Source organism: Roseibium sp. LAB1, from assembly GCF_054658235.1.
In genome coordinates this window covers 510721-530180 of sequence record NZ_BAAGIB010000004.1, presented here as the reverse complement: position 1 = coordinate 530180, position 19460 = coordinate 510721, and the positions used below count along the sequence as shown (strand labels likewise).

The 19460-nt window shown below is 59.4% G+C and carries 21 protein-coding genes; 9 read left to right on the top strand and 12 right to left on the bottom strand.

What is annotated here, in order from left to right:
* Positions 1-44 precede the first annotated feature (44 nt).
* The 9 genes from ACYQ54_RS23845 (at position 45) to ACYQ54_RS23805 (ending at position 8649) form a co-directional block, all read left to right on the top strand.
* A complete protein-coding gene (locus ACYQ54_RS23845) occupies positions 45-917 on the top strand; it encodes an ATP-binding cassette domain-containing protein (protein WP_460086963.1) in 873 nt (290 codons plus the stop codon).
* A complete protein-coding gene (locus ACYQ54_RS23840) occupies positions 907-1734 on the top strand; it encodes a metal ABC transporter permease (RefSeq protein ID WP_460086962.1) in 828 nt (275 codons plus the stop codon). The genes ACYQ54_RS23845 and ACYQ54_RS23840 overlap by 11 nt, the downstream gene beginning before the upstream one ends.
* Positions 1731-2138, top strand: coding sequence for a Fur family transcriptional regulator (locus ACYQ54_RS23835; RefSeq protein WP_460086960.1), 408 nt, complete (start codon positions 1731-1733; stop codon positions 2136-2138). The genes ACYQ54_RS23840 and ACYQ54_RS23835 overlap by 4 nt, the downstream gene beginning before the upstream one ends.
* 84 nt (positions 2139-2222) lie before the next feature.
* Positions 2223-3362, top strand: a complete 1140-nt coding sequence (locus ACYQ54_RS23830; RefSeq protein ID WP_460086957.1) for a Gfo/Idh/MocA family protein — start codon at positions 2223-2225, stop codon at positions 3360-3362.
* Between the two features lie 100 nt (positions 3363-3462).
* Entirely contained in the window at positions 3463-4044 is a 582-nt protein-coding gene (locus tag ACYQ54_RS23825) for an NnrU family protein (RefSeq protein ID WP_460086955.1), read from the top strand.
* A gap of 201 nt (positions 4045-4245) precedes the next feature.
* Positions 4246-4929: a tetratricopeptide repeat protein gene (locus ACYQ54_RS23820; protein ID WP_460086953.1), complete on the top strand. Its 684-nt coding sequence runs from the start codon at positions 4246-4248 to the stop codon at positions 4927-4929.
* Complete coding sequence (locus ACYQ54_RS23815) at positions 4926-6278, top strand: outer membrane protein assembly factor BamB family protein (protein ID WP_460086951.1); 1353 nt, start codon at positions 4926-4928, stop codon at positions 6276-6278. Before ACYQ54_RS23820 ends, ACYQ54_RS23815 begins: the two co-directional genes overlap by 4 nt.
* Before the next feature lie 47 nt (positions 6279-6325).
* Complete coding sequence (der, locus tag ACYQ54_RS23810; RefSeq protein ID WP_460086949.1) at positions 6326-7747, top strand: ribosome biogenesis GTPase Der; 1422 nt, start codon at positions 6326-6328, stop codon at positions 7745-7747.
* Positions 7748-7851: 104 nt separating this feature from the next.
* On the top strand, positions 7852-8649 hold the full coding sequence (locus ACYQ54_RS23805) for an inositol monophosphatase family protein (protein ID WP_460086946.1): 798 nt from the start codon (positions 7852-7854) through the stop codon (positions 8647-8649).
* Positions 8650-8655: 6 nt separating this feature from the next.
* Here the strand turns inward: ACYQ54_RS23805 and ACYQ54_RS23800 are convergent, their stop codons facing one another.
* The 12 genes from ACYQ54_RS23800 to rpsF form a co-directional block, all read right to left on the bottom strand.
* Positions 8656-9027 (bottom strand): VOC family protein, encoded by a 372-nt coding sequence (locus ACYQ54_RS23800; RefSeq protein WP_460086944.1) that lies wholly within the window; start codon positions 9025-9027, stop codon positions 8656-8658.
* Positions 9028-9074: 47 nt separating this feature from the next.
* Complete coding sequence (locus ACYQ54_RS23795; protein WP_460086941.1) at positions 9075-9689, bottom strand: HAD family hydrolase; 615 nt, start codon at positions 9687-9689, stop codon at positions 9075-9077.
* A 112-nt stretch (positions 9690-9801) separates the two neighbouring features.
* On the bottom strand, positions 9802-10533 hold the full coding sequence (locus ACYQ54_RS23790; RefSeq protein WP_460086940.1) for an SDR family NAD(P)-dependent oxidoreductase: 732 nt from the start codon (positions 10531-10533) through the stop codon (positions 9802-9804).
* Between the two features lie 82 nt (positions 10534-10615).
* Positions 10616-12088 (bottom strand): amidophosphoribosyltransferase, encoded by a 1473-nt coding sequence (gene purF / locus ACYQ54_RS23785; protein ID WP_460086937.1) that lies wholly within the window; start codon positions 12086-12088, stop codon positions 10616-10618.
* A gap of 221 nt (positions 12089-12309) precedes the next feature.
* The gene (locus ACYQ54_RS23780; RefSeq protein ID WP_460086935.1) at positions 12310-12918 is read right to left on the bottom strand and encodes a CvpA family protein; all 609 of its coding nucleotides are present in this window, start codon (positions 12916-12918) and stop codon (positions 12310-12312) included.
* Positions 12919-12992: 74 nt separating this feature from the next.
* Positions 12993-14387, bottom strand: coding sequence for a DNA repair protein RadA (gene radA, locus ACYQ54_RS23775; protein ID WP_460086933.1), 1395 nt, complete (start codon positions 14385-14387; stop codon positions 12993-12995).
* Positions 14388-14416: 29 nt separating this feature from the next.
* Positions 14417-15559, bottom strand: coding sequence for an alanine racemase (gene alr, locus ACYQ54_RS23770; protein WP_460086932.1), 1143 nt, complete (start codon positions 15557-15559; stop codon positions 14417-14419).
* Positions 15560-15727: 168 nt separating this feature from the next.
* A complete protein-coding gene (locus ACYQ54_RS23765; protein ID WP_460086930.1) occupies positions 15728-16003 on the bottom strand; it encodes a PilZ domain-containing protein in 276 nt (91 codons plus the stop codon).
* Positions 16004-16195: 192 nt separating this feature from the next.
* Complete coding sequence (locus ACYQ54_RS23760) at positions 16196-17680, bottom strand: replicative DNA helicase (protein WP_460086929.1); 1485 nt, start codon at positions 17678-17680, stop codon at positions 16196-16198.
* A gap of 362 nt (positions 17681-18042) precedes the next feature.
* Positions 18043-18630: a 50S ribosomal protein L9 gene (rplI, locus tag ACYQ54_RS23755; RefSeq protein ID WP_460086927.1), complete on the bottom strand. Its 588-nt coding sequence runs from the start codon at positions 18628-18630 to the stop codon at positions 18043-18045.
* A 117-nt stretch (positions 18631-18747) separates the two neighbouring features.
* Positions 18748-18996 carry a 30S ribosomal protein S18 gene (rpsR, locus tag ACYQ54_RS23750; protein WP_023003964.1) on the bottom strand — a complete coding sequence of 83 codons (249 nt, stop codon included), beginning with the start codon at positions 18994-18996 and terminating at the stop codon, positions 18748-18750.
* Positions 18997-19001: 5 nt separating this feature from the next.
* Positions 19002-19448: a 30S ribosomal protein S6 gene (gene rpsF, locus ACYQ54_RS23745; protein WP_460086925.1), complete on the bottom strand. Its 447-nt coding sequence runs from the start codon at positions 19446-19448 to the stop codon at positions 19002-19004.
* Between the last annotated feature and the right edge of the window lie 12 nt (positions 19449-19460).

Genomic DNA, 19460 nt, shown 5'->3' with positions numbered 1-19460 from the left:
GCCGGGGTGTTGGTTCCCCAAGAGCGCAACAGGCTTTCAAGATTATGACAAATTCGGATACCAGGCTTGTAAAGCTGGACCGGGCAGGCATCCGCAAGGGGGGCGATTGGCTGGTCCGGGGCGTCGATCTGTCGGTATCACCCGGTGAAATCGTGACGCTGATCGGGCCAAACGGATCTGGCAAATCGACGACGGCCAAGATGGCCCTCGGTATCCTGACGCCAAGCGAAGGCCGTGCCGACCGCAAACTCGGTCTGAAGATTGGCTACGTGCCGCAAAAACTTGCCATTGACTGGACCCTGCCGTTGACCGTCGCCCGGTTCATGCGGCTGACTAATCCGCTATCCGACGCCGAGTGCCGCACCGCACTGGCCCGCACAGGCGCCGAAAGGCTCATGACTTCGCAAATGCGCACACTCTCCGGCGGGGAAATGCAGCGTGTCATGCTGGCGCGCGCCATCGCCCGCAACCCGGGTCTGCTGGTGCTGGACGAACCTGTGCAGGGCGTTGACTATGCCGGCGAGATCGCGATCTACGACCTCATTTCCGAAATCCGCAATACGCTTGGCTGCGGCATTCTGATGATCTCCCACGATCTGCACGTGGTGATGGCCGCTGCGGACCAGGTCATCTGCCTGAACGGCCATGTCTGCTGCCGGGGAACGCCCTCGGACGTCAGCCGCGACGACCGGTATCACGCCTTGTTCGGGAACCGGGGCAATGCGGCGATCGCCGTTTACGAACATCACCATGATCATGTGCACCTGCCGGACGGAAAGGTGCGCCACGCCGACGGGTCCGTGTGTTCGTCTTGCGCAGGCGAACATCATCATTCAGATGACGGGCTTTCGCACGACGGGCATCCACATGAGGGAGCGGCTTCCGGAAAAGAGGACGGCGTTCGAAATGCTGGATGATTTTTTCACCCGCGCCCTGATTGCCGGTATCGGGGTCGCGCTTGTCGCCGGGCCGCTCGGCTGTTTCATCATCTGGCGGCGCATGGCCTATTTCGGTGATACGCTGTCGCATGCGGCCTTGCTGGGCGTTGCCTTGTCGCTGCTTCTCAATGTCAATACGACGCTGGCAGTTGGAGCTGTCTCGATCCTCCTGGCGATCGTGCTCATGGCTCTGAGGCGGAGTGACACGCTTTCATCCGATGCGTTGCTCGGTCTGTTGTCCCATTCCGCACTCGCCCTGGGTCTGGTGTGTCTTGCCTTCATGACCTGGGTACGGGTCGATCTGTTGGGCCTGCTTTTCGGCGACATCCTGGCCGTGACGCCGCTGGACATTGCCATGATCTACGGCGGCGGTGCACTGGTACTCGGTGTTCTGGTGCTTATCTGGCGCCAACTGTTCGCAGCTACCGTCAGTCCTGATCTTGCCGCGGGTGAGGGCCTGAAGCCGGAGCGGACCGAACTGATCTTCATGCTGCTGACAGCCATCGTCATTGCGATTTCGCTCAAGATCATCGGAGCATTGCTGATCACCGCGCTTCTGATCATTCCGGCCGCCGCTGCACGGCGTCTGTCGGCGTCACCGGAACAGATGGCGGTGATCTCGGCATTGATCGGTGCCGCTGCGGTTGTCGGTGGGCTCTACAGTTCGCTTTCCTATGACACACCGTCGGGGCCCTCCATTGTTGTCGCGGCCATGGCCCTGTTTGTCGTCAGCCTTGTCCCCGGTGTGCAAATCGTGAGAAGGGTGAGGTCGAGCACGAAAGGAGATCGTCCGTGAGCGTTGAGACACATCCCGAACTGACCAAGAACCAGGCCCTGGTGTTCGGCTCGTTGTCGGACGCGGGCGGCCCGTTGACGGCATATGCGATCCTCGATCTTTTGCGTGACAGCGGGTTCCGTGCGCCGCTCCAGGTCTACCGGGCGCTCGACAAGCTGGTGGAATACGGAATGGTCCACCGCCTGGAAAGCCTGAATGCCTTCGTCGCCTGTTCCCACAAGGGCTGTTCAGGCCATGGTACGGCAGCCTTTGCGATCTGTGAAAAATGCGGTGTCGTCAGCGAGTTCACGCCGGACAAGGCGATGGAGCTGTTGAAGGAATGGACGCAGGGCGAAGGCTTTCAACTGTCCCGGACGACCATCGAACTGCGCGGCACCTGCCGGCAGTGTACTTTGCCGATGTGATCTGACAGGGCGTCGGCCATCCATTTGATTTCCGATACACTGTCTTTGTTCTAGGATGTCTGCATCGAATCCCGGGAGATGTTCATGGCAGACAGGTTGGGCATCGGCATCATCGGATGCGGCACTATCTCGAAAACCTATTTTGATCTGGCGCCGAAGTTTAACGGCCTTGAAATCAGGGCCTGCGCCGACCTCAACCGGCACGCGGCCGAAGCACGAGGATCAGAGTACGGCGTGCGTGCGCTCACCGTGCACGATCTGCTTCTGGCGGAAGATGTCGATCTGATCGTCAATCTCACCGTGCCCGATGCGCATTATCTGGTGTCACACGAAATCCTGGCCCACGGCAAACATGTCTATTCGGAAAAGCCGCTGGCCTTGTCGATCCGGGACGGACAGGCACTTGCCGATTTCGCCCACAAGAAACACCTGAAGGTCGGCTGCGCACCGGATACGTTTTTAGGCGGCGCGCATCAGATTGCCCGCAAGGCAGTCGATGAGGGATTGATCGGTGAGATCCTCGGTGGAACCTGTCATGTCATGAGCCATGGCATGGAGCACTGGCATCCCAATCCGGATTTCTTCTACAAGCCGGGAGGTGGCCCCATTCTCGACCTCGGGCCATACTACATCGCCGCGCTTCTCAATCTAATCGGGCCGGTCAGGCGCGTTTGCGCCATGTCCGGCATGCCCTTCAGGACCAGGACAATCGGAAACGGTGCACGTAAAGGGGAAAGGATCGATGTTACCACCCCGACCACAATCCATGCGATCCTGGAATTCGAAACCGGCGCCAAGGTGACGCTGACGGCGAGCTGGGACGTCTGGGCACACCGGCACGAACCGATGGAGCTTTACGGAACCAGGGGGGCTCTCTTTCTCGCAGACCCCAATTTCTTCGGTGGGGACGTGAGTGTCGCATCTGAAGATGGAACGATAAAACCTCTCGACAGTGCCACACACCCCTTCAGTCTGGCGAATGTCGATGACGACGGCGTACAGCGCGCCAACTACCGTGCAGCCGGGCTTGCCGACATGGCTCAGTCGATCCTGGCGGAAGACGATGGCGAGTTCCGCTGTTCGCTCGAGCGGTCTCTGCATGCTGTAGACGTCATGGTGTCGATTCTGAAATCGGCCGAAACAGCAACGTTCGTCGATATCGAGCACCAGGCCAGCCGTCCACAAGCTCTTGCTGCCGCAGAGGCAGTCAAATTGCTCGTCTGAAGCCGGTTGCGGCAGCCTCTCCAGCCACCTATGTTCGCCCGAAGGGACGCCCGGTTTCGGGAGACCCCGACCGCTTGCGGGCAAAAGAGGGAGAGCGGGAATGGCCTTGTTGATAGCCGGCCTTGTGCTGTTTTTGGGAATTCACACGCTGCCGATGTTTCCGGCAACACGTAACGGGCTGGTCTCGAAGCTCGGCGACACCGGATACAAGGGCCTTTACACGCTCCTGTCCTTCGTCGGATTAGGCCTGATCGTTTATGGCTACGGCGTTGCCCGGTTCGAAGGACCGCCGCTGCTGTATGATCCGCCGTTCTGGCTGCGCCATGTCACCATGCTGCTGATGGTGCCGGTGTTTATATTTCTGGTGGCTGCCTATGTGCCATCCCGCATCAAGACGACCATGAAACACCCGATGCTGGTTGCCGTGAAGCTGTGGGCACTGGCTCACCTGCTGGCAAATGGCGATCTGGCATCGGTGCTTCTGTTCGGCGGTTTTCTTGCCTGGGCGGTGGCGGACCGGATTTCAGTCAAACGCCGTGGTCCGGGAGCAGGGCAGATTGGCGCCTTGGACGCCAAGCCCGGAAAATACTCCGATATTGTCGTGATTCTGCTGGGCCTTGTTCTCTACGGACTGTTCGTCTGGAAGCTGCACGCCTTGTTGATCGGGGTTACGGTCACCTGATCGCGGCATGAAGGTGTCAATTTACGTTATAAATCCGGCATTTCGTGCCGGATTGCCCCACTTGCGCCACGAAGGGCCGTTTTAAGCCCCATCAGGGAATTGCCCGAGCCGGATCAAATGGATAATGTGCGCCACTCATGAAGGGGCCGCGCCCGGGCAGACGTGCCGGGCCGAAGAAGTGAATGCAGGAAAAAGACACGCATGTCTGACATTTTTCGTGAAGTCGATGAAGATATCCGCCAGGAAAAATACCGTCGGCTTTGGGACCGGTTCGGTCCGTGGGTGCTTGGCGTTGCGGTCTTGATCGTTGTCGGAACCGGCGGCTATCGCGGCTGGATCTACTGGCAGGAGCAGCAGTCGCAGAGCGCTGGTGACAAGTTTTTCGAAGCCGTGAAGCTGTCCGAGGCCCAGAACTACGAAGAAGCGGCCGCTCTCTACGGAGAACTGGACAATGCACTGGGTGGATATCCCGCCCTCGCGAAACTGCGCCAGGCAACCGATCTTTCCAATTCCGGCAAGACCGACGAAGCCATTGCAGAATTCGACGCCCTGTCGCGCGACAGCAGCATCATGGAAGCCCTGCGCGATGTCGCGGCGTTGCGCGCCGCTTACCTTGCCGTCGATACACAAGGCTACGGCGACATCGCCGACCGGATCGAGAAACTGACTGGCGACACTAGTCCGTTTCGTGCAGCAGCGCGTGAGCTTCTTGCTCTAAGCGCTTGGAAGGCTGGCGATATCGAAACGGCGCGTCAGTGGATTTCCGCTCTTGAAGAAGATGCGGAAACGCCGGCAGACGTTAGCCGTCGTGTGTCGATCCTCGGTGATGTGATCCGGTCCAGCAACGGCGACGCCAAGGCGGACAGTGAAGGAAACAACCAGTGAGTTTTGTAACCGTTTCTTTCCGCAGACGCGGTGTTTATGGCGCAATCGCACTGTCGCTCGTCCTGACAGGATGCGGGTCGGTCAGTGAATTTACAGAAAACATCAATCCCTTTTCCAGTGAGAAGATCCTCCCGGGGGAACGCCAGCCTGTGTTTGACGGTGCCGATCCGGCAGCCGAAGCGCTTGGACAGGCGGCCAAGATCGGTTCGGCAACAGGCGGCCAATCCTGGACAACGGCCGGTGGTGGTCTGGCCAACGACCCGGGCAACGTTGCCATTTCCGTCTCCGGAAACCGCGCGTGGCGCGCTCAGGTCGGATCGTCCGGCCGCGGGCTGACCTCCTCAGCGCTTCGGGTCTCATCCCGACCGGTTAGCGACGGCAGCCGGATTTACGTTTACAAGCCCAATGGTGAAGTCGTCGCATTGTCGACGGGCGGCGGACGCCAGTGGACGCAGAACCTGCGTCCTGAAGGTGAAAGAGACGTCGGTCCCGGCGGCGGTGTCGCGGTCGACGGCGGCGTAGTCTATGCCGCCACAAGCTATCGTCAGGTTGCCGCACTCGAAGCGGGCTCGGGCCGGGAGATCTGGAAGGTCGACATCGACACTCCGGCTCGCGGCGCCCCCGTTGCAGGCGCCGGGCATGTTTTTGTCGTGTCCCAGTCCAACGAAGTCTATGCGCTGAAGCAGTCTGACGGCAGCGTTGCCTGGACCTATGCCGGTATCGAGGAAACCGCAGGCCTGCTGTCCGCAGCCAATCCTGCCATTTCCGGCAACCGTGTCATTGTGCCTTTCTCCTCCGGTGAGATCATGGCCATCGACATCAAGTCCGGCGAACCTGCGTGGATCGATGGTGTTTCGCGCGGCTTCAGGACGCTTGCATTGTCCGGCCTGGCAGATGTATCGGCGAGCCCGGTCGTCTCCGGCAGCACAGTCTATGCCACCGGCGTCGCCGGCCGCACGGTTGCGGTCGACGCCCGCACAGGCCAGCGCCGCTGGGAACAGAATCTCGGCAGCGTGCATACGCCGGTTGTCTCCGGCAGCGCGTTGTTCATGGTTGACCTCGACGACCGTATGGTCGCCCTCAATCTGAAAAACGGGGAAACCCTCTGGTCAACGCCTCTGCCGCGTCCGGAGAAAAAGAAGAAGCGCCGCAACTGGGCGGGTCCGATCCTGGCAAACGGGGCACTGGTTGCCTTTTCCAGCGACGGCCAGATCGCAATCGTGGATGCCGCTTCAGGAAAAACCATGTTGACGCAGCGGACCAATACGGATGTCTATGTGACACCGATCGTCGCCGGCGGCCGGATTATCGTGCTGACGGGCAATGACGGCGTCGCTGCCTTCAACTAGCATTTGAGGCAGGGCCCGAAGAGGCCCGCCTATCAGGAGAAATTGCTGTGGGCGCAACTGTCGCCATTATCGGACGGCCGAATGTCGGCAAGTCCACCCTGTTCAATCGCCTGGTCGGCAAACGCCTGGCGCTGGTAGACGACACACCTGGTGTGACGCGTGACCGGCGGCCGGGCGATGCCCGTCTGGGCGACTTGCGCTTTACGATCATCGACACCGCCGGTCTCGAAGATGCGGACAAGGCGTCCCTTGAAGGCCGCATGCGCCGGCAGACCGAAGAAGCGATTGAAACCGCCGACGCAGTTCTGTTCGTGATTGACGCCCGCGCCGGGGTCACGCCACTCGATGCCCATTTCGCGGAAGTTGCCCGCAAGACCACCCGTCCGGTGATCCTGCTTGCCAACAAGGCAGAAGGCCGGGCCGGGGAGAGCGGACTTTATGAATCCTATTCGCTCGGCCTGGGTGATCCGATTGCCATCTCCGCCGAGCACGGCGAAGGTCTTGCCGATCTCTATGACGCTCTCAAACCTCATGTCGACCGGGTCACGGAAGAAGAAGAGGCCAAGCGCGAAGAAGCGATCACCAATGTGGACGTCGACGAAGACGGTGAATTCGTCGAGGAAGAAGTGCCGGTCGGCACGGTTGAACGGCCACTGCGCGTTGCCATCGTTGGCCGACCGAATGCAGGCAAGTCCACGCTGATCAACCGCATGCTGGGTGAAGACCGCATGCTGACCGGGCCCGAAGCGGGCATCACGCGTGATTCCATTTCCGTCGACTGGGTCTGGCGTGACAGGCATATCAAGCTGTTCGACACGGCCGGTATCCGAAAGAAGGCACGCGTGCAGGAGAAGCTCGAAAAGCTTTCTGTTGCCGACGCCCTGCGCGCGATCAAGTTTGCCGAAGTGGTCGTCATCACGCTTGATGCAACCATGTCTTTCGAAAAGCAGGACCTGCAGATCATCGATCTTGTGGCACGTGAAGGCCGCGCCCTTGTGGTCGCGATCAACAAGTGGGACCTGATCGAAGACCGGGAAGAAGCCTGGAAAAAGATCAAGGACGCCAACGAGCGGTATTTCAACCAGATCCGCGGTGTTCAGATCGCAACACTGTCCGGCCAGCAGGGCCAGGGTATCGATCGACTGATCGAAAGTGTCTTTACCGCCTACGAGGCCTGGAATTCGCGTGTCTCGACGGCCAAGCTGAATCGTTGGCTGGACAAGGTCACCGCAAACCATCCACCCCCCGCCGTCGCCGGGCGCCGGGTTCGCCTGCGCTACATGACGCAGCCCAAGACGCGGCCGCCGCATTTCGTGGTCTTTTGTTCGCGTCCGGAGCAATTGCCGGAAAGCTACACCCGCTATCTGGTCAATTCGCTGCGCCAGACCTTCAACATTCACGGTACCCCCATTCGCCTGTCCTATCGCAAAGGTGAAAATCCTTACGCCCCCAAGAGAAAACGGGGCTGAGCGGGGAGGGCACCCGGCGTTTGCCGGGGTACCGGCCAGTATTCTTCTTTCCTGGCGGGTCGGCTGCTTCCCGCCACTATCGACACTTAAAGGGAGTTTGAACCATGTCCATCGACCGGCTGGAATTCGCAGTTGCCCTTGCCGAAAAGGCTGGCGAGCTCGGTCTCGATTATTTCCGCAAGCTGGACACGCTCACCGTCACGCAAAAAGGTCACCAGGACCTCGTGTCGGAAGCCGACCGCAACGTGGAAACGCTCATCCGTCAGGAGTTGGCGAAAAGCTATCCGGAAGACGGTATTCTGGGCGAAGAACATGGCATGGAAGAAGGCTCCTCGGGCTATACATGGGTCACCGACCCGATTGATGGAACGGCAAATTTCGTTGCTGGCATTCCGCAGTGGTGCGTCATCATTTCCTGCGTCCATCAGGGACAGGTGATCGTTGGCGTGATCCACGATCCTGTCTCCAGGGAAACGTTCAAGGCAGCCGCCGGGCATGGTGCTTTCCTGAACGGCAAACCCATCCGCGCTTCCGACAGCGAAAGCCTCTCCCACGGCTCCGTTGGAGTTGGTTTCAACGGCCGTACAGCCGTCACCGATGCGGTCAATGTTGTCGGTGCTCTGGTCTCCAAAGGCGGCGTGTTCTTCCGCAATGCCTCGGGTGGTCTGATGCTCGCCTATGCTGCCTCCGGTCGCCTTATCGGTTATGTGGAATCCCACATGAACGCCTGGGATTGCCTCGCAGGCATGCTGATCACCAAGGAAGCAGGCGGCGAAGTTCTGGAACAGGACATCAACCAGTCCCTTTATGACGGCGCACGCGTCGTTGTTGGCGCACCGGGCGTCTTTGCCGACCTGAAGGAAATCGCCGAAAGTTCCTTTGCGCCCTTCGAAGCTGCCTAAACAGCCTCAGACATGCTGGTCGACAAGAACCGGGTTCCCATCCGGGTCGATCAGCATGAAGCTGGCGCGGCCACTGCCTGCCTCGTCAGCTTCGGATTCGAAAGCGTATCCCTTCGCTTTCAATGCCTTTTGTATGTCCCGCACATCCTGGAAATCTTCAAGCGTCCTGGCATCCTGGTCCCAGCCGGGATTGAAGGTGAGGATGTTCTTGTCGAACATGCCCTGAAACAGCCCGATGATCGTGTCTCCGTTCTTCAGGACGGTCCAGTTGTCCGCGTTTGAAACGCCGACATCCACGAAACCGAGGCCTTCGTAGAACGCCTTTGATTTTTTAAGATCCTTGACGGCCAGACTGACCGAGAACGCACCGAGTTTCATTTTCCTGGCTCCTATGCGCTGACAGCTGCTGCGCGCCCTGCATGCTGTCAGAGGCCGAGAAAAGAGACAAGCTCCGGGCGGGTTTCCTCGGTAAAATGAAATCCCTTCCAGCCAGGCGCCTTGGCAGCACGAACGTTCGTTGCGCTGTCGTCGATCAACAGTATCTGCGCCGGTGCAATGTCGAGAGCGGTGCTGACATGGGTAAAGAATTCGGTGTCCGGCTTGGCTGACTTGATGCGGCCGGAGGAGAAAACCCGGCTGACAAGAGAACCGAAGCCGGCCTGTTGTTCGATGTATCGGGCTCGCCGCGCCTCATTGTTTGTCGCGATCACCTGAACGACATCGTGCCCGGCCAGCTGCTCAAGCAAGCCGCAGGTGAACGGATCCTTCAGATCGTCCTTGGCGAACCAGTACTCGAGAAGATCTCCTGCATCCAGCTTGTGCCCGGACCGATCCAGCCACTCCTGCAGGTGACACTTGATGTCCCGTTTACCGGAGATGACTTGCGAGAAAGTGGCATCAAAAACACCGGCCTCGAACGATTCAAGCGCAATACCAAGATCGCTTTCCAGCGTGTCTGCCCAGATGAAGCGTCCGTCGACGATATTGCGGTTGAGAACACCATCGAAATCCCAGGCGATGACGCTGATATCGGTGCGCATGGCAAAGCTTCCCTCCGGCAGTCAACCGGAAGGCGTAAAGTCAAACGATGGGGTTTGCAACCGTTGCCAGGAGCCCTTCCAGCAGCAGATCCACCTCAAGTGGATTGGGCCCTTAGGCTTGGTGGACCCATTCTCCGCTGACACGGTCGTAAAGGCTGCCGGTTTCCAGAACGTCAGGCATAAGCAGGGGCAGAAGATCGGCCGCAACGTCGTCCGGGGAGGGCAGGTTATCGGCAAGCTCACCCGGCATTGCCTTGGCCCGCAAACCTGTGCGGGTCGGGCCGGGGTCGGCAAGATTGATCTTCATCTTCGTCTGCAGGCTTTCGTTTGCCCAGGTCCGCGCCATGGCTTCCACAGAAGCCTTGCTGATGGACTGAAGGCCCCAGAAGGGCGTGCAGGTGCTTGCATGAACGGAAGAGAGGAACAGTGCACGGCCGGCATCAGACTGGCGCAGCAGCGGGTCCAGCGACCGGATCAGCCGCCAGTTGGCGACGACATTGACCGCCGTCACTTTCTCGAAGTCCTTCGGGCCGATATGGCCGATGGGAGACAGAACACCCAGAATTCCCGCATTGGCAACGAAGATGTCGAGCTTCTTCCAGCGTTCGTAGATCGCGGCGCCGAGCCGGTCGAGCGCGTCGAAGTCGGTCAGATCCAGCGGTACGAGTGTCGTTTCCCCACCGGCGGAGCGGATCTCGTCGTCAAGGTCTTCCAGGCCACCGACAGTTCGGGCAAGCGCGATGACATGCGCACCACGTTCGCCGAGCTGCTTTGCAATCTGATAGCCAATACCGCGGGAGGCGCCGGTGACGAGGGCAATCCGGCCTTCAAAGTCTTTGTTCATGCGTGATCTCTTAGATCAATTTGCCTTCCGGCGGTACCGCCGAAAGGCATAAATTTGAGCAGTCAAAAGGGTTTCGGGCTCTTTATCCGACCTCGACCAGGCGAGGGGCGCTGACGAAGTCCTGATCTTCGGAAAGATCGGTCAGCGGTGTCGGATAATCGCCGGTGAAACAATGGTCCGTGAACTGCGGATTTGCGTCGTCACGTCCCTCGTAGCCCATGGCCTTGTAGATGCCGTCCACGGACAGGAAAGCCAGGCTGTCGGCTCCGATATAGGCGCGCATTTCCTCCAGGCCGTATTTCGCGGCCAGCAGTTTCTCGCGCACCGGCGTATCGATGCCGTAATAGTCGGAATACTTGATCGGCGGGCTGGCAAGGCGGAAGTGAACTTCCTTGGCACCTGCCTCACGGATCATCTGCACGATCTTGACCGAGGTCGTACCGCGCACCAGGCTGTCGTCGACGAGCACAACACGCTTGCCTTCGATCTGGGCCCGGTTCGCGGAGTGTTTCATCTTTACGCCAAGCGCACGGATCTGCTGCGTTGGTTCGATGAAGGTCCGGCCGACATAGTGGTTGCGGATGATGCCGAGTTCGAACGGCACGCCGCTTTCCTGACTGAAGCCGATCGCCGCGGGCACACCGCTGTCGGGCACCGGAACGATCACGTCAGCCTCGACATTGGATTCCCGTGCAAGCTGGCGGCCCATTTCCCGGCGAACGTCATAGACGCTGCGGCCGCCGACGACGCTGTCGGGGCGGGAGAAGTAGATGTATTCGAAAATACAGGGACGGGCAGGGCGTTTGCCGAAGGGGAAGAAGGAATCGATCCCCGTGGCAGTACAGACGATTACCTCGCCGTTTTCTACTTCACGAATGAACTTTGCGCCGATGATGTCGAGCGCGCAGGTCTCGGACGCCAGGATCGGCGCGCCGTTCAGGTCGCCCAGAACCAGCGGGCGGATACCAAGCGGGTCGCGTGCGCCGATCAGTTTCTTCGAGGTCAGCGCGACCAGCGAGTAGGCGCCTTCCATCTGGGTGATCGCGTCGATGAAACGATCGACGATCTTGCCCTTGCGTGAGCGGGCAACGAGCTGCAGGACCACTTCGGAATCGGAGGTCGACTGGCAGATCGCGCCATCGCGGATCAACTGGCGGCGGAGCGTGAGGGCATTGGTGAAGTTGCCGTTGTGGCACACGGCGATGCCGCCGCCGTCCAGCTCGGCGAACAGCGGCTGCACGTTCCTCAGGATGGTCTCGCCGGTCGTTGAATACCGAACGTGGCCAACTGCGGCCATGCCGCTCAGCCGTTCGATCGTGTCGGCATCGGAGAAATGATCACCGACGAGGCCGAGATGACGTTCCGCACGGAACTGCTCGTTGTCGACAGTGACGATCCCCGCTGCTTCCTGCCCGCGGTGCTGGAGCGCATGAAGCCCGAGCGCGGTCAGCGCGCTGGCATCCTCATGACCCAGAATGCCGAAAACACCGCATTCTTCGCGCAAGGTATCTGCATTGATGTCGAACGGTTCGTGCACGTCGGTTCCGCCAGCCATGGCGAACACTCCTTCGTTCTGGCCGGTAGGAGGCCCGGCCGGGTCTTGCGGTCAAATGCCTGTCATCGTCACAGGGACGGACCAGAGGTTGACCGCTTTGCAAATGGTACATCGTCCCGCACATATTCTCGCGCGGGATGCCTCATTCAACGCTGCACCGTCATCCGGTGCCCGTGTCTGCCCTGTCTCGGTTCGTAACCCCGGTTTTTGCCCAAGGCCTGTTAGTTACTGTCCGTCGTGAGCTGTTCAAGTCCCTGACGTTCTGAATCGCTATAGGCCGGTTCTTCGGTCGGGGTCGCTCCCCCTCCGGCCTGGTTGTTCTGCCGGATCTTGTCCAGGATCGCCTTCTCCGGATCTTCAGGCAGCACGGCCACCAGCCGCTCGCCGATGGACAGCAGGATCGGACGCGACTTGGCGGTCTTGACCCAATTCGGCTGCTGTTCCGGCTGGACAAACCAGTTGAAGAACATCATCGCAACCACCACCAGCAGCAGACCGCGCACGGCGCCGAAGACGAACCCGAGGGTCCGGTCGAGCGCGCCGATCCGGCTGTCGAGCACGAAATCGGATATCCGCATGGTGATATAGCTGACAACCAGCAGCGTGACCAGAAAGACTGCCGCGGCAGATACGCCCATGGCAACCAGATCATGGTTGATATACTGCTTGGTGTAAGGAAGGACCCGTTCGTAAAGCAGGAATGCCGCAGCTGCCGCAGCCACCCAGGAAACGATGGAAAGCACTTCCCTGACAAATCCGCGGATCATCGCAAGGACCGCCGAAATGAACATGATGACCAAGAGCAGTCCGTCCAGCAGCGTTATCGGCATGTTCCTGAAAAATCCTCTGTCTGGCGCTCTTTCAAGAGCTTAAACCTTTCGTCCAAACCCGTCACCATCATGCGTCAGGTCCGCCCCGTAGCACTAGCCTCAGCCGAAAGTTTGGCAACAAAGTCCCCAAGTTCCGGCACTCCGGTCGTCTTGAACGAAGACACGGTGCCATCCTTGAGATTGCCCTCCGGACAGTAAGCCTGGTCGAAGCCGAGTTTCTCAGCTTCTTTCAGCCTGGAAGGGGCCTGGGCGACCGGCCGGATGGCCCCTGACAGGCTGACTTCGCCGAAATAGACGCAATTGGCCGGAAGGGCAAGTCCGCTGAGTGAGGAGATTAATGCCGCAGCCACGGCAAGATCGGCTCCAGGCTCGTTGATCTTGAGCCCGCCGGCAACATTCAGATAGACATCGTGCTGCGAAAAGCGGACGCCGCAACGCGCTTCCAGCACCGCCAGGATCATCGAGAGACGTGCGCTGTCCCAGCCGATCACGGCCCTGCGCGGCGTTCCGAGCGACGACTGCGCAACCAGCGCCTGGATCTCGATCAGGAGCGGTCTGGAGCCCTCCAGGCCGGCAAAGACGGCAGCGCCGGGCGCGGACGTGTTGCGGTCTCCCAGAAACAGCGCAGACGGGTTGGGCACTTCCTGAAGGCCCTTTCCGGTCATCTCGAAGACGCCGATTTCGTCGGTTGCACCGAAGCGGTTCTTGACCGAGCGCAGGATGCGGTACTGGTGGGCCCCATCGCCCTCGAAATAGAGCACGGCGTCGACCATATGTTCAACGACGCGCGGACCGGCAATCTGACCGTCCTTGGTCACATGCCCGACCAGAACGAGGGTGGTGCCGTTTTTCTTGGCATAGCGCACCATCGCCTGAGCTGACGCCCGCACCTGCGTCACCGTACCGGGAGGAGATTCCACCTGGTCTGTCCACAGGGTCTGCACGGAATCGAGGATCAAGAGGGCGGGAGCCGTGTCCGATTCCAGCGTTGCCAGAATGTCTTCCACACTCGTTTCAGCCGCCAGCGCGACAGGAGCCTGGGCGAGATCCAGCCTTTCGGCGCGAAGCCGCACCTGGCCGATGGCTTCTTCGCCGGAAATATAGACGGTCTTGTGTCCGAGATTGGCAAGTTGCGCCGCTGCCTGGATCAGCAGGGTGGATTTGCCGATACCGGGATCACCGCCGACGAGCAGCGCCGAGCCACGCACGAACCCACCACCGGTTACCCGGTCGAGTTCAGGTACTTTCGTCTGAATGCGCGGGGCTTCCTTGGCATCGCCCGAAAGACCGACCAGTGGAATGACGCGACCCTTGGTGCGGGCAGCGCGGCCAGGACCGCCGCCGATGCCACCACCGGTCTGCTCCTCCACGATGGTGTTCCATTCACCGCAGCTTTCGCAGCGGCCAACCCATTTGGCGGTAACGGCGCCGCAGGACTGGCAGACGAAGGAGGTGGAGCGTCGTGCCATGAAATTTCGCCTTTCGCTCTCGGCTCCGATCAGGTGAGTGGCGCGTAGATGCGCTCAAACCGCCGCCCGAGGCTTGTCAGATATTCGTAATCGATGGTTTCCGCATAAGCGGCAAGGTCGGATGCTGCAACACCCGGTCCCAGCATTTCCACAAACGCGCCGCGCTGTAGCAGATGTTCCGGCACATCCGTCACGTCAAGCGTGATCATGTCCATGGAAATCCGGCCAAGGATTGGCGCCTTGTGCCCGCCGATCAGCCCGAATCCCCCCGGGCGTTCATCCGTCGATCCAGCCCGCCGGATCATGCCGTCGGCATATCCGGCAGCGACAACGGCATTGCGCAAGGGGCGCTTGGCTGTTTGTTTGGCGCCATAGCCGATTGTGTCGCCCTCTGGCACGTCGCGCACGATCATGATGCGTGCTTCCACCTTGGCAACCGGCTTCATCGGATTGGGCATCGTTTCAACGGCAAGGCCGCCGTAAAGCGCAATTCCCGGACGGACAAGATCGAAATGGTAGTCCGGTCCGAGCAGAACACCGGCCGAATTCGCCAGGGACCGCGGAATGTGGGGGAAGGGAGCGGTCACCTCGCGAAACAGCATGAGCTGCCGCCGGTTCATATCGTGATCGGGCGTCGAACCACAGGCAAGATGGCTCATCACCAGTGATGGCTGGAACGGCCCCAGTATGTTGGTGTCCCCAAGAGCTCGGGTAAATTCTGCCGGTGACAGACCAAGACGGTGGATGCCGGTATCGAGATGGACCGCAGCCGCAAAACTCTTGCCTGACGCCTTGCAGACCCCCGACCATTCCTCAAGCTCCTCAAAGCTGCCGAGGACCGGGCGGATGTCATGGGTCAGGAAATGCTCGGCCGTGTCTGGGAACAATCCGTCGAGCACATAGATGACCGCGTCGGGAAGACAGGCGCGCAGCATGAGCGCTTCGGTTGGCACCGCGACGAAAAACGTCCTGCATCCAGCCTGGTAGAGCGCGGCAGCTGTCTTGTCCTGCCCGGTACCATAAGCATCGGCCTTCAGCACGGCAGCACAGTCGGTGCGGCTGGCTACCTTGCCTTTCAGCAAGGACCAGTTCGAAACGATCGCATCGAGATCGATCGTCAGGCGGCCACCGTAAAGGTCGGAAGGGAAGGCGTTTTCAGAAGTCGCAGGCACGGTTCGGATATCTCTCCGGTCAGAATCAAAGTCTGAAATTCGAGAGGGAGCTTAGCGCATCACGTGGTTTTTGCACCAATGGCCAGACAGCAGGATGCGTGACCAAATGAAGCGCAGCACCGGGACCTGTCCGCAAAACATGCAAACGGCGTTCGTCCGGAAGGAATTTCAGTCCATGTAGAGAAATTCGACGCCTGCTTCGCCGGACCGCACCCAGCGCAATTCGCCATAAAAGCGCAACTTCCGGCTTTCGATTTCGATGGTGATCCGCTGGTTCCGTTCCAGACCCTTGGTGTTGGTTGCAACACGGCAACCACCGACGCTGATATCTTCCACCACACAGGGGCGATGGGTTGTTTCCTGTTTCAATAGGCCGGGCCACTTGCATCTTTTACGCGGAAAGATGCGTGCTTCCTCGAGGAGTTTTTGTGCCGATGAAAACAAGATCCGGTCACCTGAAAAAGATTTAAGGGCAATTCTTTCTACTTAAAGTAAGTGAGGAGATTTAACAGTGGCTTAATCGTGAGAAGGTGCGGACCGCTTGTAAATTGCCGCAGGGAAATGGCTGGCGCAGTGAAAATAAGCAATGCGGGCCGTCCGCGGGAGACGGCCCTTCTGGGAAAAGAATAGCAAGGTCTATTCGTAGCGCTCGGGCAGGTGGTCTTCTTCCGCAAGATCGGAAAAGCGGGTGTACTGGCCTTCGAAGTGCAGGTTGGCAGTGCCTGTCGGGCCGTGACGCTGCTTGGCGATGATGACTTCCGCCTTGCCTTTGAGCCGCTCCATGTCCCGTTGCCAGTTTTCATGTTCGACGGTGCCGAACTCCGGCTCTGTCTTGGACAGATAATATTCTTCGCGGAACACGAACAGGATCACGTCGGCGTCCTGCTCGATGGAACCTGATTCACGCAGATCCGACATCATTGGCCGTTTGTCGTCTCGCGATTCCACCTGACGGGAAAGCTGTGAAAGCGCGATGATCGGGACATGCAGCTCTTTTGCGAGCGCCTTCAGGCCCGTGGTGATTTCGGTAATTTCCTGGACACGGTTGCCGGAGTTCTTGTTGGATCCCGACAGGAGCTGGATATAGTCGACCACGAGCAGGTCGAGCCCGCGCTGGCGTTTCAGTCGCCGCGCCTTTGCCACCAGCGACGCAATGGAAATGCCACCTGTCTGGTCGACGTGCAGCGGAACGGCCTGCATGGTCTGCGCGCAGGCGGCGAGCTTTTCGAATTCCGCTTCGGTAATATCACCGCGGCGGATTTTCGAGGACGAGATTTCCGCCTGTTCGGAAATGATACGTGTGGCGAGCTGTTCAGCGGACATTTCCAGCGAGAAGAAGCCGACCACTCCGCCATTCACCGTCTTGATCGAGCCGTCCGGCTGTTCCTCGGCCTTGTAGGACTGAGCAATGTTATAGGCAATGTTGGTTGCCAGAGAGGTCTTGCCCATGGCGGGACGGCCGGCAAGAACGATCAGATCCGAGTGCTGCAGACCACCCATAAGCCGGTCGAGTTCGCGAAGCCCAGTGGAAATACCGGAGAGGGCTCCTTCGCGGTTATAGGCCGCATGCGCCATTTCAATGGTTTCTGTCAGGGCGTCGCCAAAGGCGACGAAACCGCCTTCGCTGCGGCCGGTTTCGGCCAGCTCGAAAAGGCGTCGCTCCGCATCATCGATCTGCTGGGTGGGCGGCACGTCAATCGGGGCATCAAAGGCGATGTTGACCATGTCCTCGCCGATGCGGATCAGATTCCGCCGGATGGCCAGGTCGTAGATGGTCCGGCCATAGTCCTCGGCGTTGATGATCGAGGCGGCATCGCCGGCCAGACGCAGAAGAAACTGGGTCGCGGACAGATCCGCAATCTTCGCGTTGGCGGGATAGAAGGTCTTGAGCGTGATCGGCGACGCGGTTTTGCCCGCGCGGATCAGATGGCTGATCTTCTCGTAGATGTCCTGATGGGCCGGTACGAAAAAGTGATGTGGTTCTAGAAAGTCGGAGACCCGGTAAAACGTCTCGTTGTTGACGAGAATCGCACCCAGGAGCTGACGCTCCGCTTCGGCATTGTGTGGTGCCAGGCGCTGGACGTCTTCTTCCGTCTCGACCTTCTGCAGCGTGCCCTTCATATCGTCCCCCGTTGACCCAAGTTCATTGGGAATACTCTGTGACGAAGGAGGGCTCAAGGTTCAAAAACCGCTGTTTCGGATTCCCACCGGCTTGGGCAAATCAGCGGGGAAAGAATCGAATCCAGCTTGACTCTGAAGTCGATTGAAGACTCAAGGACCTACCTCTTAGTCTTTGAATTTAATGATATTTTTGAGAAGATTAATAGCTGGTTAATGAATATTCGAGCAGTTTCAAGGCCTTGCAACCGAAACTGAAAAGCCAGGTTTAGGGATCGTGCGCCTGCATCTGGAACAATTGCCGGCAAACAAAAAACGGCGCTGAAGCCAGCGCCGTTTTTCAAGCCGAAAAGGAAGGAAAGCGCTTAGGCTTCTTCTTCTTCCGTTACTTCGTCGGAAGCTTCTGCACCTTCTTCGGTGCCTTCTGCTTCTTCATCTTCTTCGAATTCGAAGACGTCCAGTTCCGGAGTGGAGAGATCTTCACCGGCTGCCTGACGGACTGCTTCGTCTTCAGAACGGGCGACATTGACGCTGATGGCGACTTCGACTTCCGGGTGCAGCTGGATGAGAACGCTGTGCAGACCGATCGTCTTGATCGGGTTGCGCAGTTCAACCTGGCTACGGGAAACGGAGAAGCCTGCGCTGGTCAGGCCGTCAGCGATATCGCGCGTGGAAACGGAACCGTAGAGCTGGCCGGTTTCGCCAGCGGAACGGATCATCACCAGGGATTCGCCGTCGAGCTTGGAAGCGACGCCTTCGGCTTCGTTCTTGCGCTCCAGGTTACGAGCTTCGAGCTGAACGCGCTCGAGTTCGAAACGCTCAAGGTTTGCCTTGTTGGCGCGCAGCGCCTTGCCCTGCGGCAGCAGGAAGTTACGGGCATAGCCGTCGCGAACGCGAACGGTGTCGCCCATCTGGCCGAGCTTGGCAATACGCTCAAGAAGGATAACTTGCATGTCATTTCTCCTACTGTCCCACCCGGTGAGGGTGGTTAGAGGCCGTTTGCCCGCGGCCCCAATTCGGGTCTTCCGGGGAGCCCCCGAAAGAAACGTCTCAAGATTTTTGAGAAACGCTTAGCTGATCACGAACGGCAGCAGGCCGAGCAGGCGGGCGCGCTTGATCGCACGGGCCAGTTCACGCTGCTTCTTCGCGGAAACCGCGGTGATGCGGCTCGGGACAATCTTGCCGCGCTCGGAAATGTAGCGCTGCAGCAGACGGATGTCCTTGTAATCGATCTTCGGCGCGTTGGTGCCTGAGAACGGGCAGGTCTTCCGGCGACGGAAGAACGGACGGCGGCTCGGGAGTTGTGCAATATCAACCATCAATCTTACTCCCCTTCTGCGCGGCGCGGAGCGCGCTCACCGCGGTCGCCACCGCGTCCACCGCGGTCACCGCCGCGATCGCCACCACCAAAGCGTCCACCACGATCGCCACCACGGCGGTCGTCGCGGTCACGCTTCTGCATCATTGCGGACGGCTCTTCGTCCAGTTCATCGACCTTGAAGGTCATGAAACGCAGGACGTCTTCGCTCAGACCCATCTGACGCTCCATCTCGGCAACCGCGGCGTGCGGTGCGTTGATGTTCATGAGAGTGTAGTGAGCCTTGCGGTTCTTCTTGATGCGGTATGCGAGGGAACGCAGACCCCAGTTTTCCACCTTGCCGATAGTTCCGCCGGCGCCTTCGATGAGGCCCTTGTACTGTTCGACGAGTTGTTCGACCTGCTGGGCCGAAACGTCCTGGCGAGCCAGGAATATGTGCTCGTAAAGAGGCATGGAAATAGCCTT

What these genes read in the sequence shown, in the direction of transcription:
- radA (WP_460086933.1), bottom strand. Translation starts at nt 14,387, where the DNA reads ATGGCACGACGCTCCACCTCCTTCGTCTGCCAGTCCTGCGGCGCCGTT.
- rpsR (WP_023003964.1), bottom strand. Translation starts at nt 18,996, where the DNA reads ATGGTTGATATTGCACAACTCCCGAGCCGCCGTCCGTTCTTCCGTCGC.
- ACYQ54_RS23795 (WP_460086941.1), bottom strand. Translation starts at nt 9,689, where the DNA reads ATGCGCACCGATATCAGCGTCATCGCCTGGGATTTCGATGGTGTTCTC.
- ACYQ54_RS23840 (WP_460086962.1), top strand. Translation starts at nt 907, where the DNA reads ATGCTGGATGATTTTTTCACCCGCGCCCTGATTGCCGGTATCGGGGTC.
- ACYQ54_RS23780 (WP_460086935.1), bottom strand. Translation starts at nt 12,918, where the DNA reads ATGCCGATAACGCTGCTGGACGGACTGCTCTTGGTCATCATGTTCATT.
- ACYQ54_RS23825 (WP_460086955.1), top strand. Translation starts at nt 3,463, where the DNA reads ATGGCCTTGTTGATAGCCGGCCTTGTGCTGTTTTTGGGAATTCACACG.
- rpsF (WP_460086925.1), bottom strand. Translation starts at nt 19,448, where the DNA reads ATGCCTCTTTACGAGCACATATTCCTGGCTCGCCAGGACGTTTCGGCC.
- ACYQ54_RS23805 (WP_460086946.1), top strand. Translation starts at nt 7,852, where the DNA reads ATGTCCATCGACCGGCTGGAATTCGCAGTTGCCCTTGCCGAAAAGGCT.
- ACYQ54_RS23760 (WP_460086929.1), bottom strand. Translation starts at nt 17,680, where the DNA reads ATGAAGGGCACGCTGCAGAAGGTCGAGACGGAAGAAGACGTCCAGCGC.
- ACYQ54_RS23830 (WP_460086957.1), top strand. Translation starts at nt 2,223, where the DNA reads ATGGCAGACAGGTTGGGCATCGGCATCATCGGATGCGGCACTATCTCG.
- rplI (WP_460086927.1), bottom strand. Translation starts at nt 18,630, where the DNA reads ATGCAAGTTATCCTTCTTGAGCGTATTGCCAAGCTCGGCCAGATGGGC.
- purF (WP_460086937.1), bottom strand. Translation starts at nt 12,088, where the DNA reads ATGGCTGGCGGAACCGACGTGCACGAACCGTTCGACATCAATGCAGAT.
- ACYQ54_RS23790 (WP_460086940.1), bottom strand. Translation starts at nt 10,533, where the DNA reads ATGAACAAAGACTTTGAAGGCCGGATTGCCCTCGTCACCGGCGCCTCC.
- ACYQ54_RS23845 (WP_460086963.1), top strand. Translation starts at nt 45, where the DNA reads ATGACAAATTCGGATACCAGGCTTGTAAAGCTGGACCGGGCAGGCATC.
- ACYQ54_RS23820 (WP_460086953.1), top strand. Translation starts at nt 4,246, where the DNA reads ATGTCTGACATTTTTCGTGAAGTCGATGAAGATATCCGCCAGGAAAAA.
- ACYQ54_RS23800 (WP_460086944.1), bottom strand. Translation starts at nt 9,027, where the DNA reads ATGAAACTCGGTGCGTTCTCGGTCAGTCTGGCCGTCAAGGATCTTAAA.